This window comes from Acinetobacter sp. (assembly GCF_041911495.1).
Classification (GTDB): Bacteria; Pseudomonadota; Gammaproteobacteria; order Pseudomonadales; family Moraxellaceae; genus Acinetobacter.
Genome location: NZ_JAYROT010000041.1, coordinates 37,113 through 57,051 on the forward strand (window position 1 = coordinate 37,113; position 19,939 = coordinate 57,051).

Genomic DNA, 19,939 nt, shown 5'->3' on the forward strand with positions numbered 1-19,939 from the left:
AAGATTTGATCTTGGTTACTGATTTTAACACATGTTAATTCAATATAAAAAGAAATGTTATAACATTACTTTTTTATATTTCTTTTTTTCATGGGCTTTGTTGCACAAAGATTTCATAACTATATGATTTTAAATGTTTTGATTATTTTTTGCTCCAAAATTAAATTTATTAAAATCAGATGCTTACATATTTATGCAACAAAGCCACTCGCAATTGGACAGCACACAATGAAGCAATACATCCAACTTTCTCAAGAAGAAAGATACGAAGTTTATGCAGCTTTGAAAAGCAAAACTTCACAAGCTGAAATTTCTAGAAAATTAAACCGTTCTAAATCAACCATATCAAGAGAAATAAGACGTAATCAGGGACAGCGTGGTTATCGAGCAAAACAGGCTCATGTGTTATCACAACAGCGTTGCTATCGAAAAACCCCATCATTCACAGATTTCGCCTATTGTTATATTGCCCATCTCATCAGAAGTGGTTGGTCACCTGAGCAAGTTGCTCATGGATTGCTTGAACGTGGTTGGCTAGATGTCCCATCTCACGAATAGATTTATCAGGATAAAGCCAAAGGGGGAGATTTGTACAAGTCACTACGTCATCAAAAAACTTATAGAAAACGTGGCTATAAGAACAATGATAGACGTGGACAGCTTTCAAATAGACGCAGTATTCATGAACGTGAAGCGATAAATGAGCAAAGGCAAAGGCTTGGGGATTTTGAGGGGGATACGGTGATTGGTAAGCATCATAAGGGAGCTATTTTAACACTGGTAGAGCGTAAGAGTTTATATGTACATATTGTTCATCTTGGTACAACAAGGGTTTCATCAAATACGATTAATCACTGCATAGAGCGATTGAAACAGAGCCATGCGTATAGTGTGACATTTGACAATGGCAAAGAGCTCTCAGAACATCAACGTATTACAAATCAAGGGATTGATACATATTTTGCTGATGCGTACCATTCAAATCAACGTGCAAGGAGTGAAAATACCAATGGTCTAATTCGTCAATATCTGCCAAAATCATCATCATTCGAGCATGTCACACAAGAGCAGGTTCAAACCATTCAGGATGCTTTAAACAACCGTCCTAGAAAGAGTTTAGGATGGCGAACGCCTAGCAAAGTGATGGCGAATTTTTATACCGTTGCACTTGCTGCTTGAATCCGCCATCTTAATATTTGATTTTTATTATTTTTAACCCAATGTTACCCACCAACACAATAAGAGCAATCTAATGATGACGTCTGAATAGCCTTCTTTTAAGCAAAAGTCAGCCATTCTTTCAAATAAAAAATATTAAAATTAACCAACACGAAAAATATCTACTTTAGTTTCAAGGCATTTCCTAAGGCTTAAGTCATTTGAACCTATTTCGAACCACCCTCCTGGTTTCTGATAAAAATCTAGCCCTCGCCCTATTTTGATGATCCAGCCATTATCTAAACGAATTTCACGATCATGAATGTTAGGATTCAACTCAATCTCAAGCTCAACATCCATCTCAAGCAAACTTTGCTTCAATTCACCTAATTTCTCTGCAATATCGGCTAACTGCGTATTATCATCATACCCTGTGATTAAATTGATTTTCTTAACAGTTCCAGCCTTTAAAGCACATTCACAAAAGCGCACGAAATTTTGGATTTGATGTGGAAGACGAATGTATGGATCCTCAATAACGAGTGTCTTCACTCCTTTTAGATAAGGACTCATAATTGACTCATAGCTATGCCCAACATCTCCATACATAATTGTAAAATGCTGCTCAATTAACTTATCTTGAGTAACAACTATATCTGAAGTTGGAACTATGGATTCAACTTCTATATCAGCAGGTATCGATGTAAATTGCTCTGATCTTGTCTTTATTTCTTGATCGCGTTCAGACGCAAATTTTTCATTGAGCTGTCGTCTAAATGGCTGCTGTGTTGCCGCTGCATCCTTTGACTCAGGGCAATACACAATGATTTCTTGTCCCATAGCATTAATGAATGAAAGATTAATATTCGCAAACTCGTCATCTGGTTTGCGTTTGTTCATTTGCTCTTTCACGCGTCGACGACACTCAACAGCATAAGCTACATATTCTTCAAACTCTTCATCAGTGGGAATTCCAGTTGGATGAAGGATTTTCAAAAAGGCACATACCGTCTTTTTAATACCCTTTTCATCACGCCCCTCAACAGCCTTGCCCAGTTGGATACGTTTACTAACTTCCTCATATCGATTGGTATGTTTAAACTGATAGTGAAATGCTTCTGCTAAGTAATCCGTGATAAATCCATAGTTATTCGTGAGAAAATCACTGCTATTTTTTGGCATTTCCCAGCCAGGAATATAGGCAGCAAATCGATCCATAATAGCCAAATCGAACTCAGCCGGTAATGGTTGAAAAAGATCGTACTCTACAGAGTTAACTACCTGACTAATAGAAAGATCAAAGTTACCGACAAAGCTTAAACTAGCATCAGCAATGACTTCAGCTCCCCGTGAGAAGCGACCATTTGCCATAAAATCCTTCATAATTTGAATGGTATCTGGATCCTTGACTTTTATGCCACCCACTTCATCAAAGGCCACCGTATCCCAAAAACCAACCAAGCCAACCTTACGACGTGCGTTATTGTAAAACAGCGCAGACTTGGTTGCTTGTCCCCCTGAAATCAAAGTGGCATACGGTGAAAACTCACTAAAGAAATATGATTTTCCGGTACCGCGCGGACCAAGTTCAATGTAGTTGAAATTGGGTTCAACGAGGGCGGCTAAGCGCGCAATAAAGTGCATCTGCACGCGCTTGGACAACTTTGTCGGTTCCAAGCCAACGGTGCGCAGAATCGCCGCAATCCACTCGTCACGGGTGAATTGGGTACGACCTTCACAGTAGCGGTCAAAATCAAAGCGGCTGATCTGGATAGGGCGCAGATCTTCAATGTAAAACGCGTAGTCGTCTTCTTCGATAGCGTTGTGTGCCAGCGTCACTTCAGCCCAAATGCCGCCTTCCAATAGGCGGTCATTGTCTCGATAGAATTTCTCGCCGATAGCAATTCGCTGTGAGTTGAAGTTCTCCAACGATGCCCAGTGGCGTTTCTCCTTCTCGACATACCGAACATGGACCTTATCGATAAAACGATGCTTGCCTTTGGTTGCCACCTTTGACTGTGCGGCATTAGCCTCATCAGGTTTTACATAGTTGTCCTGCAGGCTGGCAAGCACAGCTTCCATGCCTGAATCCATTTCGGCCTGATCATCACTCGCACAAAAGCGCGCAAGTAAAAATTCCAGCACGAACGTCGGGACATTGGTTCCTTTCTTAATCCGATGAAGTAAATCTTTGCGTAATACCTTGCCTTCAAAGGTGGCTATCAGCTTTTGGTCGAGTTCATTCATCGCTTTGCATTCCATATTTTTTTAAACTGCATAGTCAGTTGCTAGGTCAAGTTGGCAGTACACCGTATAGGTCGTTGGATGCAAAGCCTTTATCTTAAATTTGCCCTCAAAATCCATCTGCATCTTAATCGTGACTTGAATTTTGTCGCCCGGCTTCAACGATAATGTTCCAGTTGCTGGATTCACTGCGCCACCGGCCTTCGCTTCGCCCACAACTTCGCCCTTACTGTCGTGTGCCTCCAGCAAAATCTCGAACTCATTTTCCGTTGAGAACATGTCTGCCGTCTCAACCGCAAGGTCAATCACCGGCATACGTGTGGTGATGAACTTAGCACCGTTCTTGTAGCTCATCACCACAGACGCTTTATGCAGTGTCGGTTGGCTGGCAGTTTTCAACTGCATAGTGATTACCGGCACCACGCACTCCTGCAATGAAACGCCGCCGTGGTAATAGAGCAAGCCACTGCGATAAGCCGCCAGCGAATGGGGTCCAGCAAACTTGGCAAAGTCACCGCGAATGCCCATCTTCTCTGCTGAGGCGACCAGGTGATTGCCATCACCAGCACCATCGCCCAGCGCGCAGCGGTCATGGATGCCAATCCAGTTGCCAGCAGGTTTACTGCAGACATCGCCCGCACCCGCGTGGGTGTTCATGAAGAAGCCATGATCAGTTGCGATCACCACCTCGTGAAAACCACGCTCTTTCAGCTTATGGATCGCGACGCGAATGCGTTTGAGTGCATTGGTAATCTCTGTAGGGGCAGTGTCGGGGTGATTTTCAAAGTGGCTATCAATCTCTACCGCGCGCAGTACCAATAGGTCTGTTTCAGGCGAGAAGTCGAAACGGCCTCGAACAAAGTCTTCCAAACGCCCCTCTTCAAAACGCTGGCCGTACTTCTTCCGAAACACTTCCATACGCTGAGCGACCGTGTTAACCACCTGGTCGCCCAATATCGGCACCAGGCTTTGCTCATCCTTCTTGATGCGAAGCTGCGTGCCTGCCCCAGGTAGCAAGCTAGCCATTCCAACTGGCGTAATGCTGGGTAGCTGCGCCATGGCAGCTTGCACCTCAACCTGCCCGTCCTCAGTAAGCTGCCGCTCCAGTGCCACACCCAATTCATAACGAAGCGCATCGATCATGAAGTACGCCACCTTATGACCGTTCTTTTGCAGCTTGGGCGCGACGATTCGGTCAAACACATCAGCATTGGATAGCTGGCCAGCCAGTGGCCAGCCACTCTGCTCAACATGGCGAGTAAAGATCAACTGCACCTTCTCGACCAACTTGCCATACTGCTTGCGGACTTGCTGCTTAACCGGCGCCATGACTCCTTGCGCGTCTTGCCAGTCGTAATCGCTAACGGCCTGTTCGAACTCGCGATGCAAGCGATCAGATTCACGCAGGCTGCTCACGTAAAAGGCCAGCAGCGCATCTAGGTTGCGTACGTTGTCTGAGAGTTGTCGCTCCATATCGTCGCAGGTTTGCAGCAGCTCTGTGGCCGATCGAATCAAATCCCACTGGGCGCGGCTTTCGCCTTTTCCTGTCCACACCGATTGCTGATGGCGATCCAAAATATGACGAACTCGATCAATGTCATCCCGCAATATGCCCTCGATAGCACGACTCAAGAACGTACGCTCTTCAAACGGGAAGGTGTCGCGGTCGCCTAAATCCTGCCAGCCACCAAACAGACTAATAAGATTCAGCTCCTTCTCTATCTCATCAGCTCGGTCGATATAGGTACTCTGGGTGCGGCGGTCATTGCGCAGGCGATCACACAAGTCCTCGATCAGCGGCTTGGTCGGTGGCTCGGATCGCGGTACATCAGCCAAGCTCGCAGGTAATGAACCTGGCAGATCAAACACAAACTCGCTGAACAAGACAAATCGCCATAGCTCATTGGCAACTGAATCCCATGTCTTACCCCTGGTCTTTAATGACAGGCTCATGCTGTTGCGGAGCAAATCACGCGCTTCTGTCACCCAGCTATCGCTGCCTTTCAAAGCTGCCTGCTGCGCATCGCTTGGCACAAGCAGAGCGAACAGAATATCCCTGGCAGATTCGACTGCCAGTAGCGCACGCAAGTTAGGCCAGCCCAAGCCGCCACCAATCGCATCCACCACCGCAAAACTTGGCGACGCATCTTGCTCGAAGATGGCTCTTATGGCTGTGGCATGATCTGGCTTTGCCTTCAGGCACAGGCTCTCAAAGCTATCGCCATCCCCTTCGGGAAAAATCGCTCCCGCTGCTGCAATCGGCGCGAACGGATCAGCCTGCCGCTCTTCATCGCTCTCGGGCGCTTGGGCGGGCACATAAACCAATATTCCGGTGAGCTGCCGATCGATCACATCACGCAAGCCCTGCATCGCAGCAACCCGACTCTCGATACTGCTCTTTGACGCATCAACAACCAGCAGCTTTTCGTCGGCCAAACCGTTGCAGACATCTTGGTAATGGCCAGCCGGGTCATACACCACGAGACTCCCTGTCTTTTGCAAACGGGGACGAAGGATCTTGTCCTGGATGAAAGCTGCAATGCTCATACCGCTACCTCAGCAAACTCTTGCTTCTTGGCGAGATGTTTAGCCCACAAAGTCTCTAGCGCAGGGCTATTTCCTTCGGTAAGGGATTCCATGGCAACAACGACCAAATTTGCCCGATCACGCAGGAACTCATTAAAGTCGGCCTCTAGTTTCTGCTTGAACTCTACGCCATCTATGCCCGAGTAGTGAGCTTTTGAAAGTAAGTCGTATGAAATCAAGTGAGATTTCAAACGCTCGCGCACGTCACTTTCATCGGCCCATTGCACACGCTCTTCGAGATATTCCAGCGGGTCCTTACGGCCAATTATGCGGTTAGTCTTCCAAGTGATGAGTGCGCAATTCAAGGCCCGGTAACTGGGTATGTCCGCCTCGGAGAGAAGCGCATCTGGGAATACATGGTGGTACTCGCGTTTCTGAATGCTGTCGTAGGTGGCAGTCTTGTGGTCGGCGAAATCGATCGCACCAAGGTATGTGGTTACAGCCAAAATTGCGCGAGCTTCGATGCCCGCCGCCTTTGGCCAGCGGGCAGCCATTAATGAATCCACATCAGCTAAAGGGAATTCTAAACGATTGAGTACAGGCACTGCAGAGAGATCTGTTTCAGAAAATCCAGGTTTTTTTAATAATTCCTTGATGGCTTTAAAATCAGCAAATGCACGAGATGCAGCAGAATTTTCATAGCGATCAGTGAAAAAAGCTGACCACAGGTAGCGACGCAACAACTTCTCGGCCTTCGCGAGAAAGTCGCCATTATCCGGAATCAACTCATACGACGCTGCTATCACCGCCAGCACAGCATTTGTAGGAAGCCTGGCATGATCAAAAACGCGCTGAGATTCGAGAAAAGCAGCCATGCGCTGAAGCCCCCTTTCCAACTCAGGCCATTTCTCCAGTAATAACCTCTTGTCCATTTCAATCATGCCACGATTGTTGGGTAGTTTTTCCTGCAAAAGCGCAGATGTGGAAAGAATCAGCTCGGAAACGCTGCCATAGCGGGAAATTTCAGGATGTCTCTCGCTAAGTGCTGCTTCCATATCATGCAAAGATTGACCCGCAACGCTTTCCACTTCAGCCACTATGATGTCATACAGAGACAAAGGCTTGCTGTTGGTATTCATGTTGATGAACACCTGTAGAGCTACATCTTTGCTGGTATCTGCTGGCAGAGACAAATATGGCAAATTGAAATGAGTGACGCGTTCTCTGAGCACCACAATTTCAGACTTTAACTTATCTTTTAATTCAGTATATTTTTTGTATTTTGCAAACGCATTTGGTTCGTTTTCAGATGGCTCATAACGTTTAGTAGCCTGAACTATCCAGCTATCTACTGTCGCCATCTTGTCACCAGGACAAAGCAAGTCTATGGGAAAAAGGCCACGCTCAAGGCATTTAACTGGGTCATCCGCCCACAATGGCATAAGTGAGTTTCTTTTATTGATCCAACGACCTTGCCAATAGACCTCTATCTCTTCACTAAACTTCTCATCGCGGGTATCAAACTCAGGCAGATATACATAGTAAGTTTCATAGTCATAGTTGTTATGCAGCGATCGCCAAAATGCAGTCAATCGTTGCTGTCCATCTAACAAATGCTGTGTAACCGTACTGGATGCTGCAGGGTTGGATGTTGCCAGGTAACGAGATTCGAACTTTTCTGCACCCGCAACTTCCAGTACGAGCGTAACACCCACCGGTAGGTTATTAATAATTGTGTTCAGGTAGCTAGCAATTCGGTTTCTATCCCATGCCTCAAAGCGTTGAAATCGTGGCAACTTAACCATGCCTTGTTGGATGTTTTGAAACCAGACTCCCAGTGTGCGATCCTGGGCCTTACTCGATTGCTGCATGATGCTCATTCTTCACTCCCTTTATTCTTTTTCCCACGCGTTTTCTTCGGTGCCACCTCTGGCTCCACGTACAGATCTTCTAGCCCATGCGCGATGGCGAGGGATTTGTCGGTTTTGCATTTCTCGCTCACGCGTTCTGGCCAGTAGGCCATGGCCAGGTGCGCCCAGTCGTAGTCGCCTTTTTCCAGCTTGGTCCAGGTGTCTTTCAATACCTTCTGCCAGGGCTTGTGACGGAATAGGGGCCAGAGCGGTGCGGCGGTGATTTGCACGCCGTCGTCGTGATTGGGCTGGTAGGTCGGCGCGATCTTGAGCAAGGTATCGCGCAGGTCGGTGAGCTCTTGCTCGAAGGCTTGCAGCGTTTCGTACTGTTTTTCCTCATCGCGAGAACGGCTGCTGCCCTTGATGCGCAACTCTGCGCACTCACGGCTGACTTGCGTCAGTTTCCCGTTGGGGCCATCGAGGAAATCATTCACTGCGGTGAACAGTGTTTGATTATTAAGCGAAGGGTAATAGACCCAGAGTGTGTAGCTTCCCGATGCCGTGGAAAGCGGCCAGTAAATGGGCGCTTTGCGGCGACTCTTGGAATAGCGTTGGAAATGGAAGGCAAAGAAGTCCCGCTGCAGCCAACGACGGACGTCATCCGGAACGGACACATCAACCCGGCCCAGCACTTCTTCAACTAAGCGAGCGAGATCGTGGGGATGTCCCTGGTCGTCTACCAGGATTCCACCGTGAGCATGGAACGGCTCAGCGCCATCCGGCAACATACCTGGGCTTTTGGCGGGTAGCGGGTCGAAGGGGCCCGGCTCAGGAGGTACCGCGCGCTCTCCAGTTGCTAGCCGCCAGTCGAAGCGAGAAAATCCGACACCTACTGCCCAGGACAGCAAAGCAAAAAGATCATTGGCTGGTACTTCAGCATCGTCATCATCAATATCTACGTCTTGAAGGTCGCTAGCCAAATTGTTTGTCAGAGCCTGTTGTGTAAGCGCATTGCGATCTGGCTCGGAAAATCCATATACATCGAAGACTATGCTGTCGATTCTTGACTGAATACTTTCAAATTCAAGCTCAATGGCGCCAGGGTCCAAAACACCAATCCGGCTCCGTAGCGCCATCGGCAACAAGAACGCGTGAGAGTTTTCTTCTGTAGTATCCAAGCTACGCTTTAGAGACCACGCACGCAGAGCAAGATCTGACAGTTCCTGATTTGAATCACCAAATTCAGCAAATGGAACTGTGCTAATTATTCCAACTTGATAAGAGCGTGATACTGCGCTCCCGGCATTAACCAGCATTTCCAAAAAAATGTTGAATGCGGTTGAGTTCATGAGCGCAAGAGATAACAGCTCAGACCCGTCGTCAAAAAATCCAGCTGAACCTTTTACAGAAAAAACACCTCCAGCCGGCCAAGGACGGACAGAAAGGCGACTGCTTGTCCGGTCGCTCCATGTAAGCCCTGGTTTGAAGAAAAATCGCGATGGAGTTTCACCCATCATCCAGATGTTGGACCTTATTGCGCCGGAGCTATTGAGATTATTTCTAACTTCAGCACCATCTTCTTCCCAGTTAACCAGCAAATGTATATCCGCGTAAAAAGGGGAAAAAGAACCACCTTTGGCAAAAGGAAACCATTTGACAAAATATGACTCGTCTTCAATCGAGCTTTCCCACCATGATCTGACAAACCTAAAATCATCAGCAGTTGCTAGACCCTGGCGGATTACACGCTGATCGGATCCAAATGACTGAAGTTTTTGAAAGATGTTACGAAGAGGCTGAGTGACCCAATAAGAAAAAGGCTTTCCTGGCACAGGGTCAAACGCATCCTCTTCCAACGAAAACGTCCTCGAATCGGCTTCCCCTGTTCGAAAGCGCGAAATTACTTCTGATAAAGCATTAGCCTTGTCATCCTCACTAAGCAATCTCAAGAAGTAGCTCATCATTGTTTCTCCAAGACGTATGCCGCCGCTTCCACCATTGCGTCATCCATTACACCGTGTCCCAAGTCAGCCATGACCTCAGGTTGAGCAATGCCAAGCACAATCTCTTCACGCCACTTCTGAAAACTGGACAGAAAAAAACAAGTGCGAGAGGTGATTGCGCCAATGCGACCACCTGTACGTAGCAATTGCAGCCCCCTTTCAACCATGATGGCCAATAGATCGCTCTTGCTGCGCGGATAGGTTTTGGCAAGCTGATCTTTTGTACCTGATGCCAGCGCCCCAAATGGCGGATTCATCACTACAACGTCGAATACCTCTCGGCACAGATCGATTAGACGCAGTCCTTGCAGAGCGTCCTGTGCAAACAGGCGCCCTTGGTAGGTGGATTTTGCAGCCGTAGCAAAATCGTTGAGCGCCGTACGTAAATCCGATTCAATATGAGCCCAGGTCTTAGCTCTTTGTCGATCGTTGAATAAGTCGGTATTCTTCCCGTAGATTTTTTCAACCAGGTTTGGCAACTCCCGTTCAACCTGAAGCAGCACGCCCATTTCGGGCAGCCCTTTGAGCAATTCCAGGGTCTTCTCGAACAATTCGGCATCGCGCTGATCCAGGTTGGCCGCAAACTGCTGGCGCAGTTCTCGTTCGCCTGGCGGAGCGACTGCCGCCACTACGTGGCCCTGCCCAATACGTGGACGATCTTTAGCTTTTACGCTGGCATCGTGCCAAGCACGCTGTGCCCGCAGCCACAACGCTAAGGTGGCGATCTGCGCGGCGCGCGGGTCGATGTCTACACCGTAGATGTTGTGTTCGATGATCAGGCGTGGCACGTCGCGCGCAAAAGCCGCTTCATCGTCATAGGTCTGGCTCAGCGGTTTGAGCTCAGCCTGGGGCAGCGTGGAAATATCCAAGGTACCGGGGCCATGCTGTTGCTCCCAGGCCCAGGCTTCCCTATAGATCTCCGCAAACAGATCGAATGCATACAGGCCGAAGTGCATTGAACCGCAGGCCGGGTCCAGCAGCTTCAGGGTGCGCGGATCGCGAAGTTTGATGGCTGCCTGCGGCTGCTCGTCGGGCTTGACCAGCAGGTATTGGCAACGGTCGCGCAGATCCGTTTGCCCGCCCGTGGCGTTAAACCAAAGACGCCCCAGCGTGTTATCGACTAAAAACTCCACCACGTAGCGCGGCGTAAAGAACTGGTTGCGCACCGCGAGCTCGCGGCTATTGCGTGGCGCCTGGCTGGCATCACGCATGGCCTTTCGCTCTTCTTTGGAATTGAAATATTGGTAGATCCAACCGATGGTTTCGTCTGCGGCCCAGAGCGGTTCAATCTCAAAGTGGTTGAGCTCCTCCAGCAGCGCGCGCAGGGCTGTCTCGCGCGGGAACAGCAAGCCATTGGCCGCATAGCGATCAAACAGAGCAGGCAGTTCTTGTGCCAGTTCATCAAACACGCTGAACAGATACACCTGGTAAGCCTGACCGGTTTCACCCAAGGCGGTGCCGGCGATCTTGCTGTAGAGCTGGTAGCCACGCGATTGGTAGCCTTTGCTGACCGACTCGAAGAGTTGCCCGCGCGCTTCCATCATCAGCAGTGCTGCCAAACGGTTGAGCACGGTAAAAGCTTGCTCGCGCACCATACGGTCGAGCACCGCGATGCGGTGATCGGTGTCGTCGGCATCTGCGCCCAGGTAGTGGGCCAGAGTTTGGCGTAGGACTTCAGCCGTGTGCCGCTGCCGGTCGTCCAGATGGGTGAGTCGGGCCATGGGCGTGACTTCACCGGTCTTGGGGTCCAGGCCGTAGGTTTGTTGAAGCTGGATGCTGAATTCGTCAGACAGCAGGCCGCGACAACTGTTGACCAGCTTTTGCAGGCGGCCGCGAGTGGATTGATCGAAGGCCATTTATTCGTCCTGCAATTCGAGTTTGAGGGCAAAGGCGTGGGCGTATTTCAGCTCGCCGCGCAGTTGTTGCAGTTGCGTGATCAGCGCATCCAGGTCATCCATTGTGGTGATCTTGGTGCGTGCTTTGATGCTGCGCGCGACGGGCTGCTTGATCTCTGGTGTCTCACCGGGCGGCACTTCTGCCTGAGCACGTTCCAGCTCTTCCTTGATGCGCTGCTGTCCCAAGCGCTCAATGCGGTGCTTGAGCGATTGCACCTGCGACTGCAGTTCGTAGTCCTTGTTGAGCATGGTGGTGAGGCCCGCCAGATCGGGTGCTGTATCCACAATCAGGCGCTCAAGGTTGCCCAATAGCTCGGTTTGCTCTTGCTGGGTAAGTTTGATCCACTCCGGTACGCGCTTGAGGTCAACCTCGGCCTCTTTGATGCGCGTTTTGAGCAGGTCTTGCATCGCAATCACGGTATCGCGAATGCGGGCGCGAATGGTGGTGAGGCTGGTGCTGAAATCCGCCGCAAAGCGATAGAAGTCGGCCTGCTGCAGGCGCTCCTCGATGAGGCCGAGCGCCTCAGCCAACTCTTCTTTCAGCGTGGCCAGCAAGGCCACGTTCGGCAGGTTGGCAATGGCCGTGCAGTGCTGACGCAGATCGCGCAGCGTTTGCTCCAGGCCTTGCTCCAACTTAAGTTTGACTTCGGCGGCCCATTTGAGGCTTTCGAATAGCTCGGATTGCTCGTTGCCCAAGCGGCGCGGCGCATCCGACGCATCGGTGAGCAGCACGTCGTTAATCTCGCGCGTGAGGTTTTGCAGTCGATCTACACCTGGTAGTTTGAGGCCGCGCAATTTCTCTGTGAGCGGGCCGTATTGGTGCTGCAGTTGCGGAAAGAGCTTGGTGGTGACCTTGCTGATGTCGTCTTCCAGCGGCACGACGGTGTCGCCAGTGAGTTCGGTCAACCGAGTTGCAGCGCGTGCCAGTACGTCGTTGGACGGACGATCGCCACCACGCAACGAAATACCGATGCTCTTGAAGGTGTTGTTGGTCTTGATGGCGTCGATGGCTTGCTGGCCGTTGACGGTGACTTCGCGTCCCGCCACCTTGAGCTTGATCTCACCCGCCAGCAGCATGGCTGCCACCAGATAGCGCAGGGTGTCTGCCGACCAACCAAAGGGCGCATCGGCAAAGACGTCGGTCAGACGCTTGCCATCCACGGTGCCATTGCGGTCAATGTAGTCACGGATGCTCACCATAGCCAGGTGGTCGGTACGAATGCTGTGCCGCCCGCTTTGGGTTTGCACAAGGTTCAGCGGATCGAGCGCGCTGGTGATGCCCGACAAATTGCCGACCCGAAGGAATTTCTCAGCAAGTTCGGTTCCGGCGCGCACTGGGGCTTCTGCGTAGCGATCGAACACTTGTTCGGCGACTTCGCTCAGGTGCTTGCGTGCGGCATCCAGTAATTCTGTGGCCAGCGTATCGACCGCAACAACTTGACCTCGGAAGATGAACGAGCCTTGCAACAGGCTGCGTTGAATCTGCGCCCGCAGTTTGGTGCTGAGGTGCTCGGCGCGGTCGGCTTGGCCGTTGCAGTATTCACGGATTTCTTGGTCTGGATCGCTGCGGTAGCGGTTGGCGATCTCACGGCAGCGGTGGATGTCGGCCGTCAGTTCGTCCATTTCCGGCGTGGTGCGGCCCACCAGGTAGATGTTGAACTTGGACGAGTTGTGACGCGACTCGTCAGTGAGGCGAGTACGTGCGTTGTCGATTTCTTTGGGATCGACCAGCTCCACAATAGTTTGGATCTGGTTGCGCTCACCCGCCAACGATGCGGGCACGTTGCCTGCCGATTGCGCCTTGAGTCCGGTAGATACGGTGTAGGAGCCGTGCAATTGTGTTGCGGGCAATGGTGCGTAGACACTGGTCAATGCTTCGTTAACAATGCGACGCAGCTCGACGCCGCGCAGTGCGACCTGGCTACGTTCCTGCTCAATGTCGTTGAGCTTCTCGCTGAAGAAGCAAAGGTTGCCGTCTTGTTCTCCAAATGGAACGATGGGGTCGTTGATCAGGTCCTCGACCGCCTTGGCCACAGCGTCCGCTTGAGACGCCCCGGCGATGCTGGCGTGCATCAGGCTGGTGACGTTTTGGCGGGTGATGGGCAGGTTGCCCAGGATTTGCAGAACGGCGACCGTCTTGGCGATGTTTTGATGCAGCTCGGAATGCGAGAAGCGGATCTTAGTGGCTTTCTCCACTGAGGCGTGCAACGAGGCGAAGGCGCGCTTGATGTCTTTGTCCAGCGCATCGAACAGCGTGACCGTGGTGGCCAGCCAGCCAACATCTTGCTCTGCCACAGCAGGCTTGCCTTCAGAGCCGTCAATCAGAATGTCTTGCACCACCTTGATCGCCGAGCGCAGACCGATGCCTCCAGTGGATTTGGCCAGTGCGCCGAGCAAGTGAAGCAGGATGTCGAAGTGCGCAGGCAGGAACGGGTAGAGATCGACAAAGGTCTTGCGATCGAAATCGACGCCATAGACACGCGCATCGACCAGCTTGGTGTTCTGGCGCAGCTGCTGGCCATACTGATCAAACAACCCGCCCAATTCGGCTTCTGCGCCTGACGACTTGCCCAACAGACGCGTGTAGCAAATTTCCTTGATGTCGTTGGATTCAAGGGCGATTTGAATCGGAAAGCGGTCATTGAGCTTGAAGAGCTCCGGCGAGTTGAGAGCGGCCTTCGCGTCATCAGCGGTAAGTGTTTGCTGTGCTGTACCGACGATCCAGACCTTGCCATCGCCGATGTTTTTTAGGTTCTTCGCCAGTCCATCGAGGTTCAGGATCAGGTTGGGCCGTGGGCCGACGTACTGACCCACTTCATCGATGATGAAGATGATGTATTCCTTGCCCGATGCCTCGCGGGCAATCTCCAGCATTTCACGCACACGGTCATTTTCGAAAACGACGATCTCACTGGATTCGGTGGTGAATGAGGTGGGCGTCTTGAAAAGCGTGGGGTACAGCTTATGTGCGATCTCAGGGATGAGGCTGTCGACCACCAACTCGTCATTGCGGTAGTTGTTCCAGTCTTCACCGCCCGCCGCTTCTTTGAATGCGTCCAGGAATTCGTTGTAGCGGCCTTCCTTCTTAAGCCTGCGTTCCAGCGCAGCAACCTTTAGATTGCGCGAGTAGCCCGCCCATTGCAGGACCTTGTAGAACAGGACCGTCGACACCTCTTCCATGGTCGCACCGGCGACCTGTTCGCTGGCCAGGTCCAACATCAGCACTGCAGCTGGAAAGCGCTTGGCTACGTTCGACAGCAATGATTTGGTTTGCTGGCGCTTGAGACGATCTTGAAGGTGCTGGATGAATGGGACGCCATCAATGGTGATGCGATCGTCAAATGCCAAGCCCAGATATTTGGTGAACGAGCTCTTACCTGAGCCATAGAAGCCTGACACCCAGACGCCGACTTCATTTTCACCACCAATATCCATGGCGGCTTCCATCTTGAGCAGGAGATTCTCGAACTGCTGGTCGATGCTGTCGGTGACCACATATTCGGAGATTTCCGATTTCAGGCGCGCCTCTTGTGACACGCCATAGGTGATGACCTTTTCAATGCTGCGATTGATGTTCTTGCTGGGGTCGAAGAGTTTTTTGATCGTCATGTGTTGCCTCAATGATTAGCCGCCGACGTGGACAGAGCGGTAGTTGCCATCGTCAGGGTAGAACCCCAGGAATTTGAGTCGGGTCTTGCCGGTGCGTACGCCAGGGTAGAAGAACACCGTGGGCACATGAAATTTGCCTTGCAACTTGCCTTCGATGACACCGATGCGTGTGTAGGGATGCAGGGCCTCAAGGTCGGTGACCAGCAAAATAGCTTTGGGCTTGCCCTCTAGCTCGGCCAGCTTGGTTTCGATGCGTGCCTGCAGTGCGCCGTTGCTAATAGCATTAGCGAGCGAGGCATTGGTTTTATCCCATGCCAAGGGCGCTTTCTGATCGGCTGCGAGCCAGATCTTGCGAAGCGGTGCCTTCTCGATAATGTCTGCAACATGCTCTGCGATCGAAAAAGTTTCGACTTCCCAGCCTTCGTTTTGCAGCCGGTGAATCCAGGCTGGGGTTTCGCGCTTAACGTTGAGGATCTGATTTGGTGGGAAAACCAAGTAGAAAATGGGCTCGAAACTGGCATGGCCAAACTTGCGCCCCTGCTTGATTCGCTCCATCAACTCGTTGAAGTCAGCTTTGAGCGATGACATCGATTAACTCCTCCATGGTTTTATAAGTCCATCCGATATGAACGACATCGGAGGCGCCCTGAAATATGAGTAGACCTTGTAAGGACAAACGTTTCAGTTGGTCACGGACATCTGCTTGCTCTAATCCAAAAAGACCCCAGTCGGAACTTGAAACAATTTGATTGTCACCAAGACCACTGAGCTTTAAGTCGTAGGCCAAGTAGGCGGCGACCTTTGGCAAGATGCGATACGCAGCAATCGATCGCTGATTGCGGCCTGTGGTGGTAAGCAATCCATAGTCGGCGCAGCAGCCCATCAAATACGATGAGATGCGCTTGATCGTAGTCTCAGACCATGGTTTTTGCGTTTTTCCTTCGCGCACGCTGTTAACAATAAAGGTGCGTGCGTCTTCCAGTTGAAGGTCATTTCGCCCGGCTGAATAGCGCGCCCAGTAAACTTCTCGGACGAAGTCCGCCAACACAAGATTGGCGCGCGCCGTATAGATAAAGAGCAGCTGATTGAGCTCGGCGGTCGTGAAACGATCAACCAGGGACTTGAGGCGCGCGGCAACGTGCGGGTCGCGCATGTAGCGTGGGGCAAAGCACTCGGCAACAATATTGCGTAGGCGTCTTGCCGTAACTAAGGGGAATCGACCAGATGCTAAAGCAGCTTCATAAAGCTGTACAGTAGTCATACCTGGTTGATAAAATTGAAGTAACTGTCTGGTTTCTTCTATAAGGCCCAATCCTGCTTGCAATTGAGTCGTGTAGTAGCGCTGCTGGATCATGAAACTTCTCGCATATAAGGATATGTCTGAATATCAGCATTAAATGCAGCATGATACATACCTGCAGCACGCCTTAAGTCAGCTAAAATATCCTGATTCAGCTGACCTACTAATATAGGGCCTGATGATAAGGATTCTTGTTTTTCAGCCAACTCCGCTAAACGTACCAATGCCGCCTCAGGATTTACCAATCGAGTTTGTACGGTTTGCACAAATCTAATGTCGTTAAGCATTTCTGCCGATGCCTGTTCTAAACTGATAGGTAAACGAAAAAGATGGTAAATACGACCAACACCAATAGTACTATCATGAATTATTGCCGCTGCCGCAGTTACCCCTTGATATTGAGCACGAAACAGAGAACGGTTAAAAATTGGTGTTAAAAATGCAGTGGCCGTCAGACTAAAAAAATCACTACTCCACCAATTAGCTTGGCTTTTTTCTCCAAGATAACCAATTAAAATACGGAGTTCCGCAATTGTCGCTGCGATTGTCTTCATTCAGACTCCTAAACATTTCTTCGATAATATTGTCTAAAGTATTCTCTAAGAACTTGTAATTTTTCCTAATTATGCGCTCAGTATAATCGATAAGCAGCTTGAACTACTGACAGCGTATCCTCATGCATGATAAGGAGCTAAAAATAGCGGATTAATAAGCTCAGACTGATAAATAATTATTAAATACGCTTCTCTCTCCCCCTATAATTTCCCCCTAGCATTTTTACCAACTGTCTAAAAATTAAATTTTTTTAAGGATATCATCTTCTAAATTTAAAAAAAGCCCTTAACATTAAGTATCTATTTATTATTTGATCCTAGACAGTATTGTGGACAGCATTTCCCTCTAAATTCTTAAAGTATTTCTGCTCAAATGCTTCAGGGCTCAACCAACCATTTGCAGAATGCCTTCTGACTCGATTGTAGTAAACTTCAATATATTCAAACAAGACCGAATTTGCCTCTTTTCTTGTAGAAAATACACTGTCATGTACTACATGTCCTTTCGGTGTGTGGAAAAAGCTTTCTGTTACTGCATTATCCCAACAATTCGCTCGTCTTGACATTCTTTGAATTGCTTTATTGGTCAGTAATACAGCTCTAAAAGCACGACTACAATACTGAGAACCTGAGAAGCACTGCTTCGCAAGGGAATGCACCATCAAGCCTGTTGGATAGCCCTGACGTGCAAGTGCGTAGTTAAACGCATCACAGACCAATTGACGATCTATACGTGTGCTTATCTGCCAACCGACGATACGTCGACTAAATAGATCTAGCATGACGCATAGATATAGCCAGCCTTCTTTCGTTCGAATATACGTAATATCAGTCGTCCAGACCTTATCAGGTGCAGTCACTGTAAATTGTCGATCCAACAAATTCGGTGCTGTTGGCAAGCGATGATTTGAATCTGTCGTATGCTTGTATTTACGGGCGATTTTACTGCGTAAGTCTAGCTTTTGGAGCATTCGGCATACAATACGCTCACTCATGCTGTAACCTAGATCATGCATGTCATGAACGAGTGAAGGTGCACCTAAAGGTGCATGATGCTGCCAATATACAACTTTTAAATCACTATACTGCTTTGCTATACGCACTTGACGTTTTTCCATGCGTAGAAGCCTGAAGTACTAACACCAAATTGTTTGCATAGTACAGTAACTTTAAGTTGTTTCACGGCAAGGTCTTTAATTACCGTGTACTTCTCTTGCCTTGATCGGTGAGGAAGTACACATGCACTTTTTTAGCATGTCATTTGCCTCTTTGAGCTGTTTGACTTCTTTTTCTAGATCTAATATTCGCTGTTGCTCAGGGGTAAGCTGACGTTTGCTTGAACCATCTGGATTAGGCATGCGAATCCATTTATCTAAGGTCGAATACCCGACACCAAGTTTTACAGCAATTGATGCTAATGGTTCATGTGAATTTGCAAGTGCATAATCAATAGCTTGTTGTTTAAATTCTAGACTAAAGCGTTTAGCCATGTGTACATCTCCAAATTTAACGTTACGTTATCTTCAGATGGGTGAGGAGCACTGCTCCGCAAGGTCCATTATTTTGACTAGGATCATACGCTCACAATGCAACAACGATGCACACGCCCAAATTCCATCATAAGCTTGATCAGCATCAATCTCATAAAAGCTCTGTAACCTAACAGGAATACCTGTAAGCTGAGTTGCTTTTTTGACGAGTTCTTCTGAATAGTCTATTGCATCTACCTGATAGCCTTTATTTTTAAAAGCCAAGGTATCACGACCTGAACCACAGCCAACGTCAAGAATCCGAGCACCTTCAGGCAACTCAGTTAAAAATGGCTGATATAGGCTTTTCATATCAACTTCAAACGTTGAAGTTGTAAATTTTTCTGCATGCTTATTGTAGTAGTCTATTGTTTTCATTACGGACACTTAGGCTAAAAGACACTTTCAGTCTACATGAAAACAAAAAAATAAGGGAGCTAAGAGCGTCCCTTACTCTCGATTCGCCAACTTACTTTCAATCCATTGATGGATCTCATAAGCTGACCAGCCGATACGATTTTGAGTAATTTTAACTTTCTTTGGAAAAGTTGGATCATAGTAGGGCGAGTCCTGATCCATCATCTCGTAGATGGTGGAACGACACAGCCCTGTGATAGAGATGACTTGTTTAATATTGATCAATTGATGCATCTGAAAAGTCTGACCTTGAAACGCATTCATTGTGATTACTCCTAAGAAATGATGCGAGCAGGAATTGCTCAAATGATCAGGGAGTCCGATAAAAATTTACTGCGTCCGATACGATCCATTGCTACACCATAGCCTTCACCGACTGTGCCAATCCAGCCTTGATCGCTTTAACAGTGTCTGTCTTTGCACTTGCTGTCTTAGTAGTATTCGCTTTTGGCTGTTCCGCATGCCCTCCTTGCTGATCTTGATTGTTAGATTGGTTTTGAGTTTCCGCTTCAAGTGCTGTACTGCTCTCCACTTCATCTTCAATCTCCACATCAAAGCCCGCATTGGCATAGCCTTGTCTTGCCATATAGTCCACAGCCTCTTGAATGTAGCCTGCATCTTTACACTGTTGATCGAGTTGCTGAGCTTGTTGAATCGCATCATTTAAGCTCATGCCATCTTGCAACGTGATATCCACGTAATACACAGGAGTGCGATAGCTTTGTGTGGTAGATTTTCCTCGCAAGGTCAGTTGCAAAGGTAGACACGACAGTCGATCACTGGAAGCCGCATGATAATAAGCCAATCGAGCGGCTAAGGTGCGGATGCTGTTATAGCCTGTGGTACGAAATACA

The 19,939-nt window shown here is 49.1% G+C and carries 10 protein-coding genes and 4 pseudogenes; 1 reads left to right on the top strand and 13 read right to left on the bottom strand.

From position 1 onward, the window contains the following. Nucleotides 1-228: 228 nt before the first annotated feature. Nucleotides 229-1,179 (top strand): annotated as a pseudogene (locus tag ACE3PQ_RS05610) (IS30 family transposase). 141 nt (nucleotides 1,180-1,320) lie between these two features. Here ACE3PQ_RS05610 and brxL read toward each other — a convergent pair. The 13 genes and pseudogenes from brxL to ACE3PQ_RS05675 form a co-directional block, all read right to left on the bottom strand. Next, nucleotides 1,321-3,405 (bottom strand): BREX system Lon protease-like protein BrxL, encoded by a 2,085-nt coding sequence (gene brxL / locus ACE3PQ_RS05615; protein WP_374295970.1) that lies wholly within the window; start codon nucleotides 3,403-3,405, stop codon nucleotides 1,321-1,323. A gap of 21 nt (nucleotides 3,406-3,426) precedes the next feature. Beyond that, nucleotides 3,427-5,949 (bottom strand): PglZ domain-containing protein, encoded by a 2,523-nt coding sequence (locus ACE3PQ_RS05620; RefSeq protein ID WP_374295972.1) that lies wholly within the window; start codon nucleotides 5,947-5,949, stop codon nucleotides 3,427-3,429. Continuing rightward, a complete protein-coding gene (locus tag ACE3PQ_RS05625; protein WP_374295974.1) occupies nucleotides 5,946-7,808 on the bottom strand; it encodes a DUF262 domain-containing protein in 1,863 nt (620 codons plus the stop codon). Before ACE3PQ_RS05625 ends, ACE3PQ_RS05620 begins: the two co-directional genes overlap by 4 nt. Continuing rightward, the gene (locus ACE3PQ_RS05630) at nucleotides 7,805-9,742 is read right to left on the bottom strand and encodes a type II restriction endonuclease subunit M (protein WP_374295976.1); all 1,938 of its coding nucleotides are present in this window, start codon (nucleotides 9,740-9,742) and stop codon (nucleotides 7,805-7,807) included. The genes ACE3PQ_RS05625 and ACE3PQ_RS05630 overlap by 4 nt, the downstream gene beginning before the upstream one ends. Next, nucleotides 9,739-11,637: an Eco57I restriction-modification methylase domain-containing protein gene (locus tag ACE3PQ_RS05635; protein ID WP_374295978.1), complete on the bottom strand. Its 1,899-nt coding sequence runs from the start codon at nucleotides 11,635-11,637 to the stop codon at nucleotides 9,739-9,741. Before ACE3PQ_RS05635 ends, ACE3PQ_RS05630 begins: the two co-directional genes overlap by 4 nt. Then, nucleotides 11,638-15,285 (bottom strand): BREX system P-loop protein BrxC, encoded by a 3,648-nt coding sequence (gene brxC / locus ACE3PQ_RS05640; RefSeq protein ID WP_374295980.1) that lies wholly within the window; start codon nucleotides 15,283-15,285, stop codon nucleotides 11,638-11,640. A 15-nt stretch (nucleotides 15,286-15,300) separates the two neighbouring features. Continuing rightward, nucleotides 15,301-15,873, bottom strand: coding sequence for a BREX protein BrxB domain-containing protein (locus ACE3PQ_RS05645; RefSeq protein ID WP_374295982.1), 573 nt, complete (start codon nucleotides 15,871-15,873; stop codon nucleotides 15,301-15,303). Further along, on the bottom strand, nucleotides 15,854-16,639 hold the full coding sequence (locus ACE3PQ_RS05650; RefSeq protein WP_374295984.1) for a BrxA family protein: 786 nt from the start codon (nucleotides 16,637-16,639) through the stop codon (nucleotides 15,854-15,856). The genes ACE3PQ_RS05645 and ACE3PQ_RS05650 overlap by 20 nt, the downstream gene beginning before the upstream one ends. After that, nucleotides 16,636-17,139: a BrxE family protein gene (locus ACE3PQ_RS05655; protein WP_374295986.1), complete on the bottom strand. Its 504-nt coding sequence runs from the start codon at nucleotides 17,137-17,139 to the stop codon at nucleotides 16,636-16,638. The genes ACE3PQ_RS05650 and ACE3PQ_RS05655 overlap by 4 nt, the downstream gene beginning before the upstream one ends. Nucleotides 17,140-17,456: 317 nt before the next feature. Continuing rightward, nucleotides 17,457-18,629: pseudogene (locus ACE3PQ_RS05660) on the bottom strand (IS3 family transposase). A 39-nt stretch (nucleotides 18,630-18,668) separates the two neighbouring features. Next, nucleotides 18,669-19,046 (bottom strand): annotated as a pseudogene (locus ACE3PQ_RS05665) (class I SAM-dependent methyltransferase); the annotation flags it as partial. A 72-nt stretch (nucleotides 19,047-19,118) separates the two neighbouring features. Next, nucleotides 19,119-19,349 carry a helix-turn-helix transcriptional regulator gene (locus ACE3PQ_RS05670; RefSeq protein ID WP_374295988.1) on the bottom strand — a complete coding sequence of 77 codons (231 nt, stop codon included), beginning with the start codon at nucleotides 19,347-19,349 and terminating at the stop codon, nucleotides 19,119-19,121. Between the two features lie 91 nt (nucleotides 19,350-19,440). Continuing rightward, nucleotides 19,441-19,939 (bottom strand): annotated as a pseudogene (locus tag ACE3PQ_RS05675) (hydrolase or metal-binding protein); the annotation flags it as partial.

Coding starts and splice junctions, on each gene's coding strand:
- ACE3PQ_RS05620 (WP_374295972.1), bottom strand. CDS start 5,949: ATGAGCATTGCAGCTTTCATCCAGGACAAGATCCTTCGTCCCCGTTTG.
- ACE3PQ_RS05625 (WP_374295974.1), bottom strand. CDS start 7,808: ATGAGCATCATGCAGCAATCGAGTAAGGCCCAGGATCGCACACTGGGA.
- ACE3PQ_RS05635 (WP_374295978.1), bottom strand. CDS start 11,637: ATGGCCTTCGATCAATCCACTCGCGGCCGCCTGCAAAAGCTGGTCAAC.
- brxC (WP_374295980.1), bottom strand. CDS start 15,285: ATGACGATCAAAAAACTCTTCGACCCCAGCAAGAACATCAATCGCAGC.
- ACE3PQ_RS05655 (WP_374295986.1), bottom strand. CDS start 17,139: ATGAAGACAATCGCAGCGACAATTGCGGAACTCCGTATTTTAATTGGT.
- ACE3PQ_RS05645 (WP_374295982.1), bottom strand. CDS start 15,873: ATGTCATCGCTCAAAGCTGACTTCAACGAGTTGATGGAGCGAATCAAG.
- ACE3PQ_RS05630 (WP_374295976.1), bottom strand. CDS start 9,742: ATGATGAGCTACTTCTTGAGATTGCTTAGTGAGGATGACAAGGCTAAT.
- ACE3PQ_RS05650 (WP_374295984.1), bottom strand. CDS start 16,639: ATGATCCAGCAGCGCTACTACACGACTCAATTGCAAGCAGGATTGGGC.
- ACE3PQ_RS05670 (WP_374295988.1), bottom strand. CDS start 19,349: ATGAATGCGTTTCAAGGTCAGACTTTTCAGATGCATCAATTGATCAAT.
- brxL (WP_374295970.1), bottom strand. CDS start 3,405: ATGAATGAACTCGACCAAAAGCTGATAGCCACCTTTGAAGGCAAGGTA.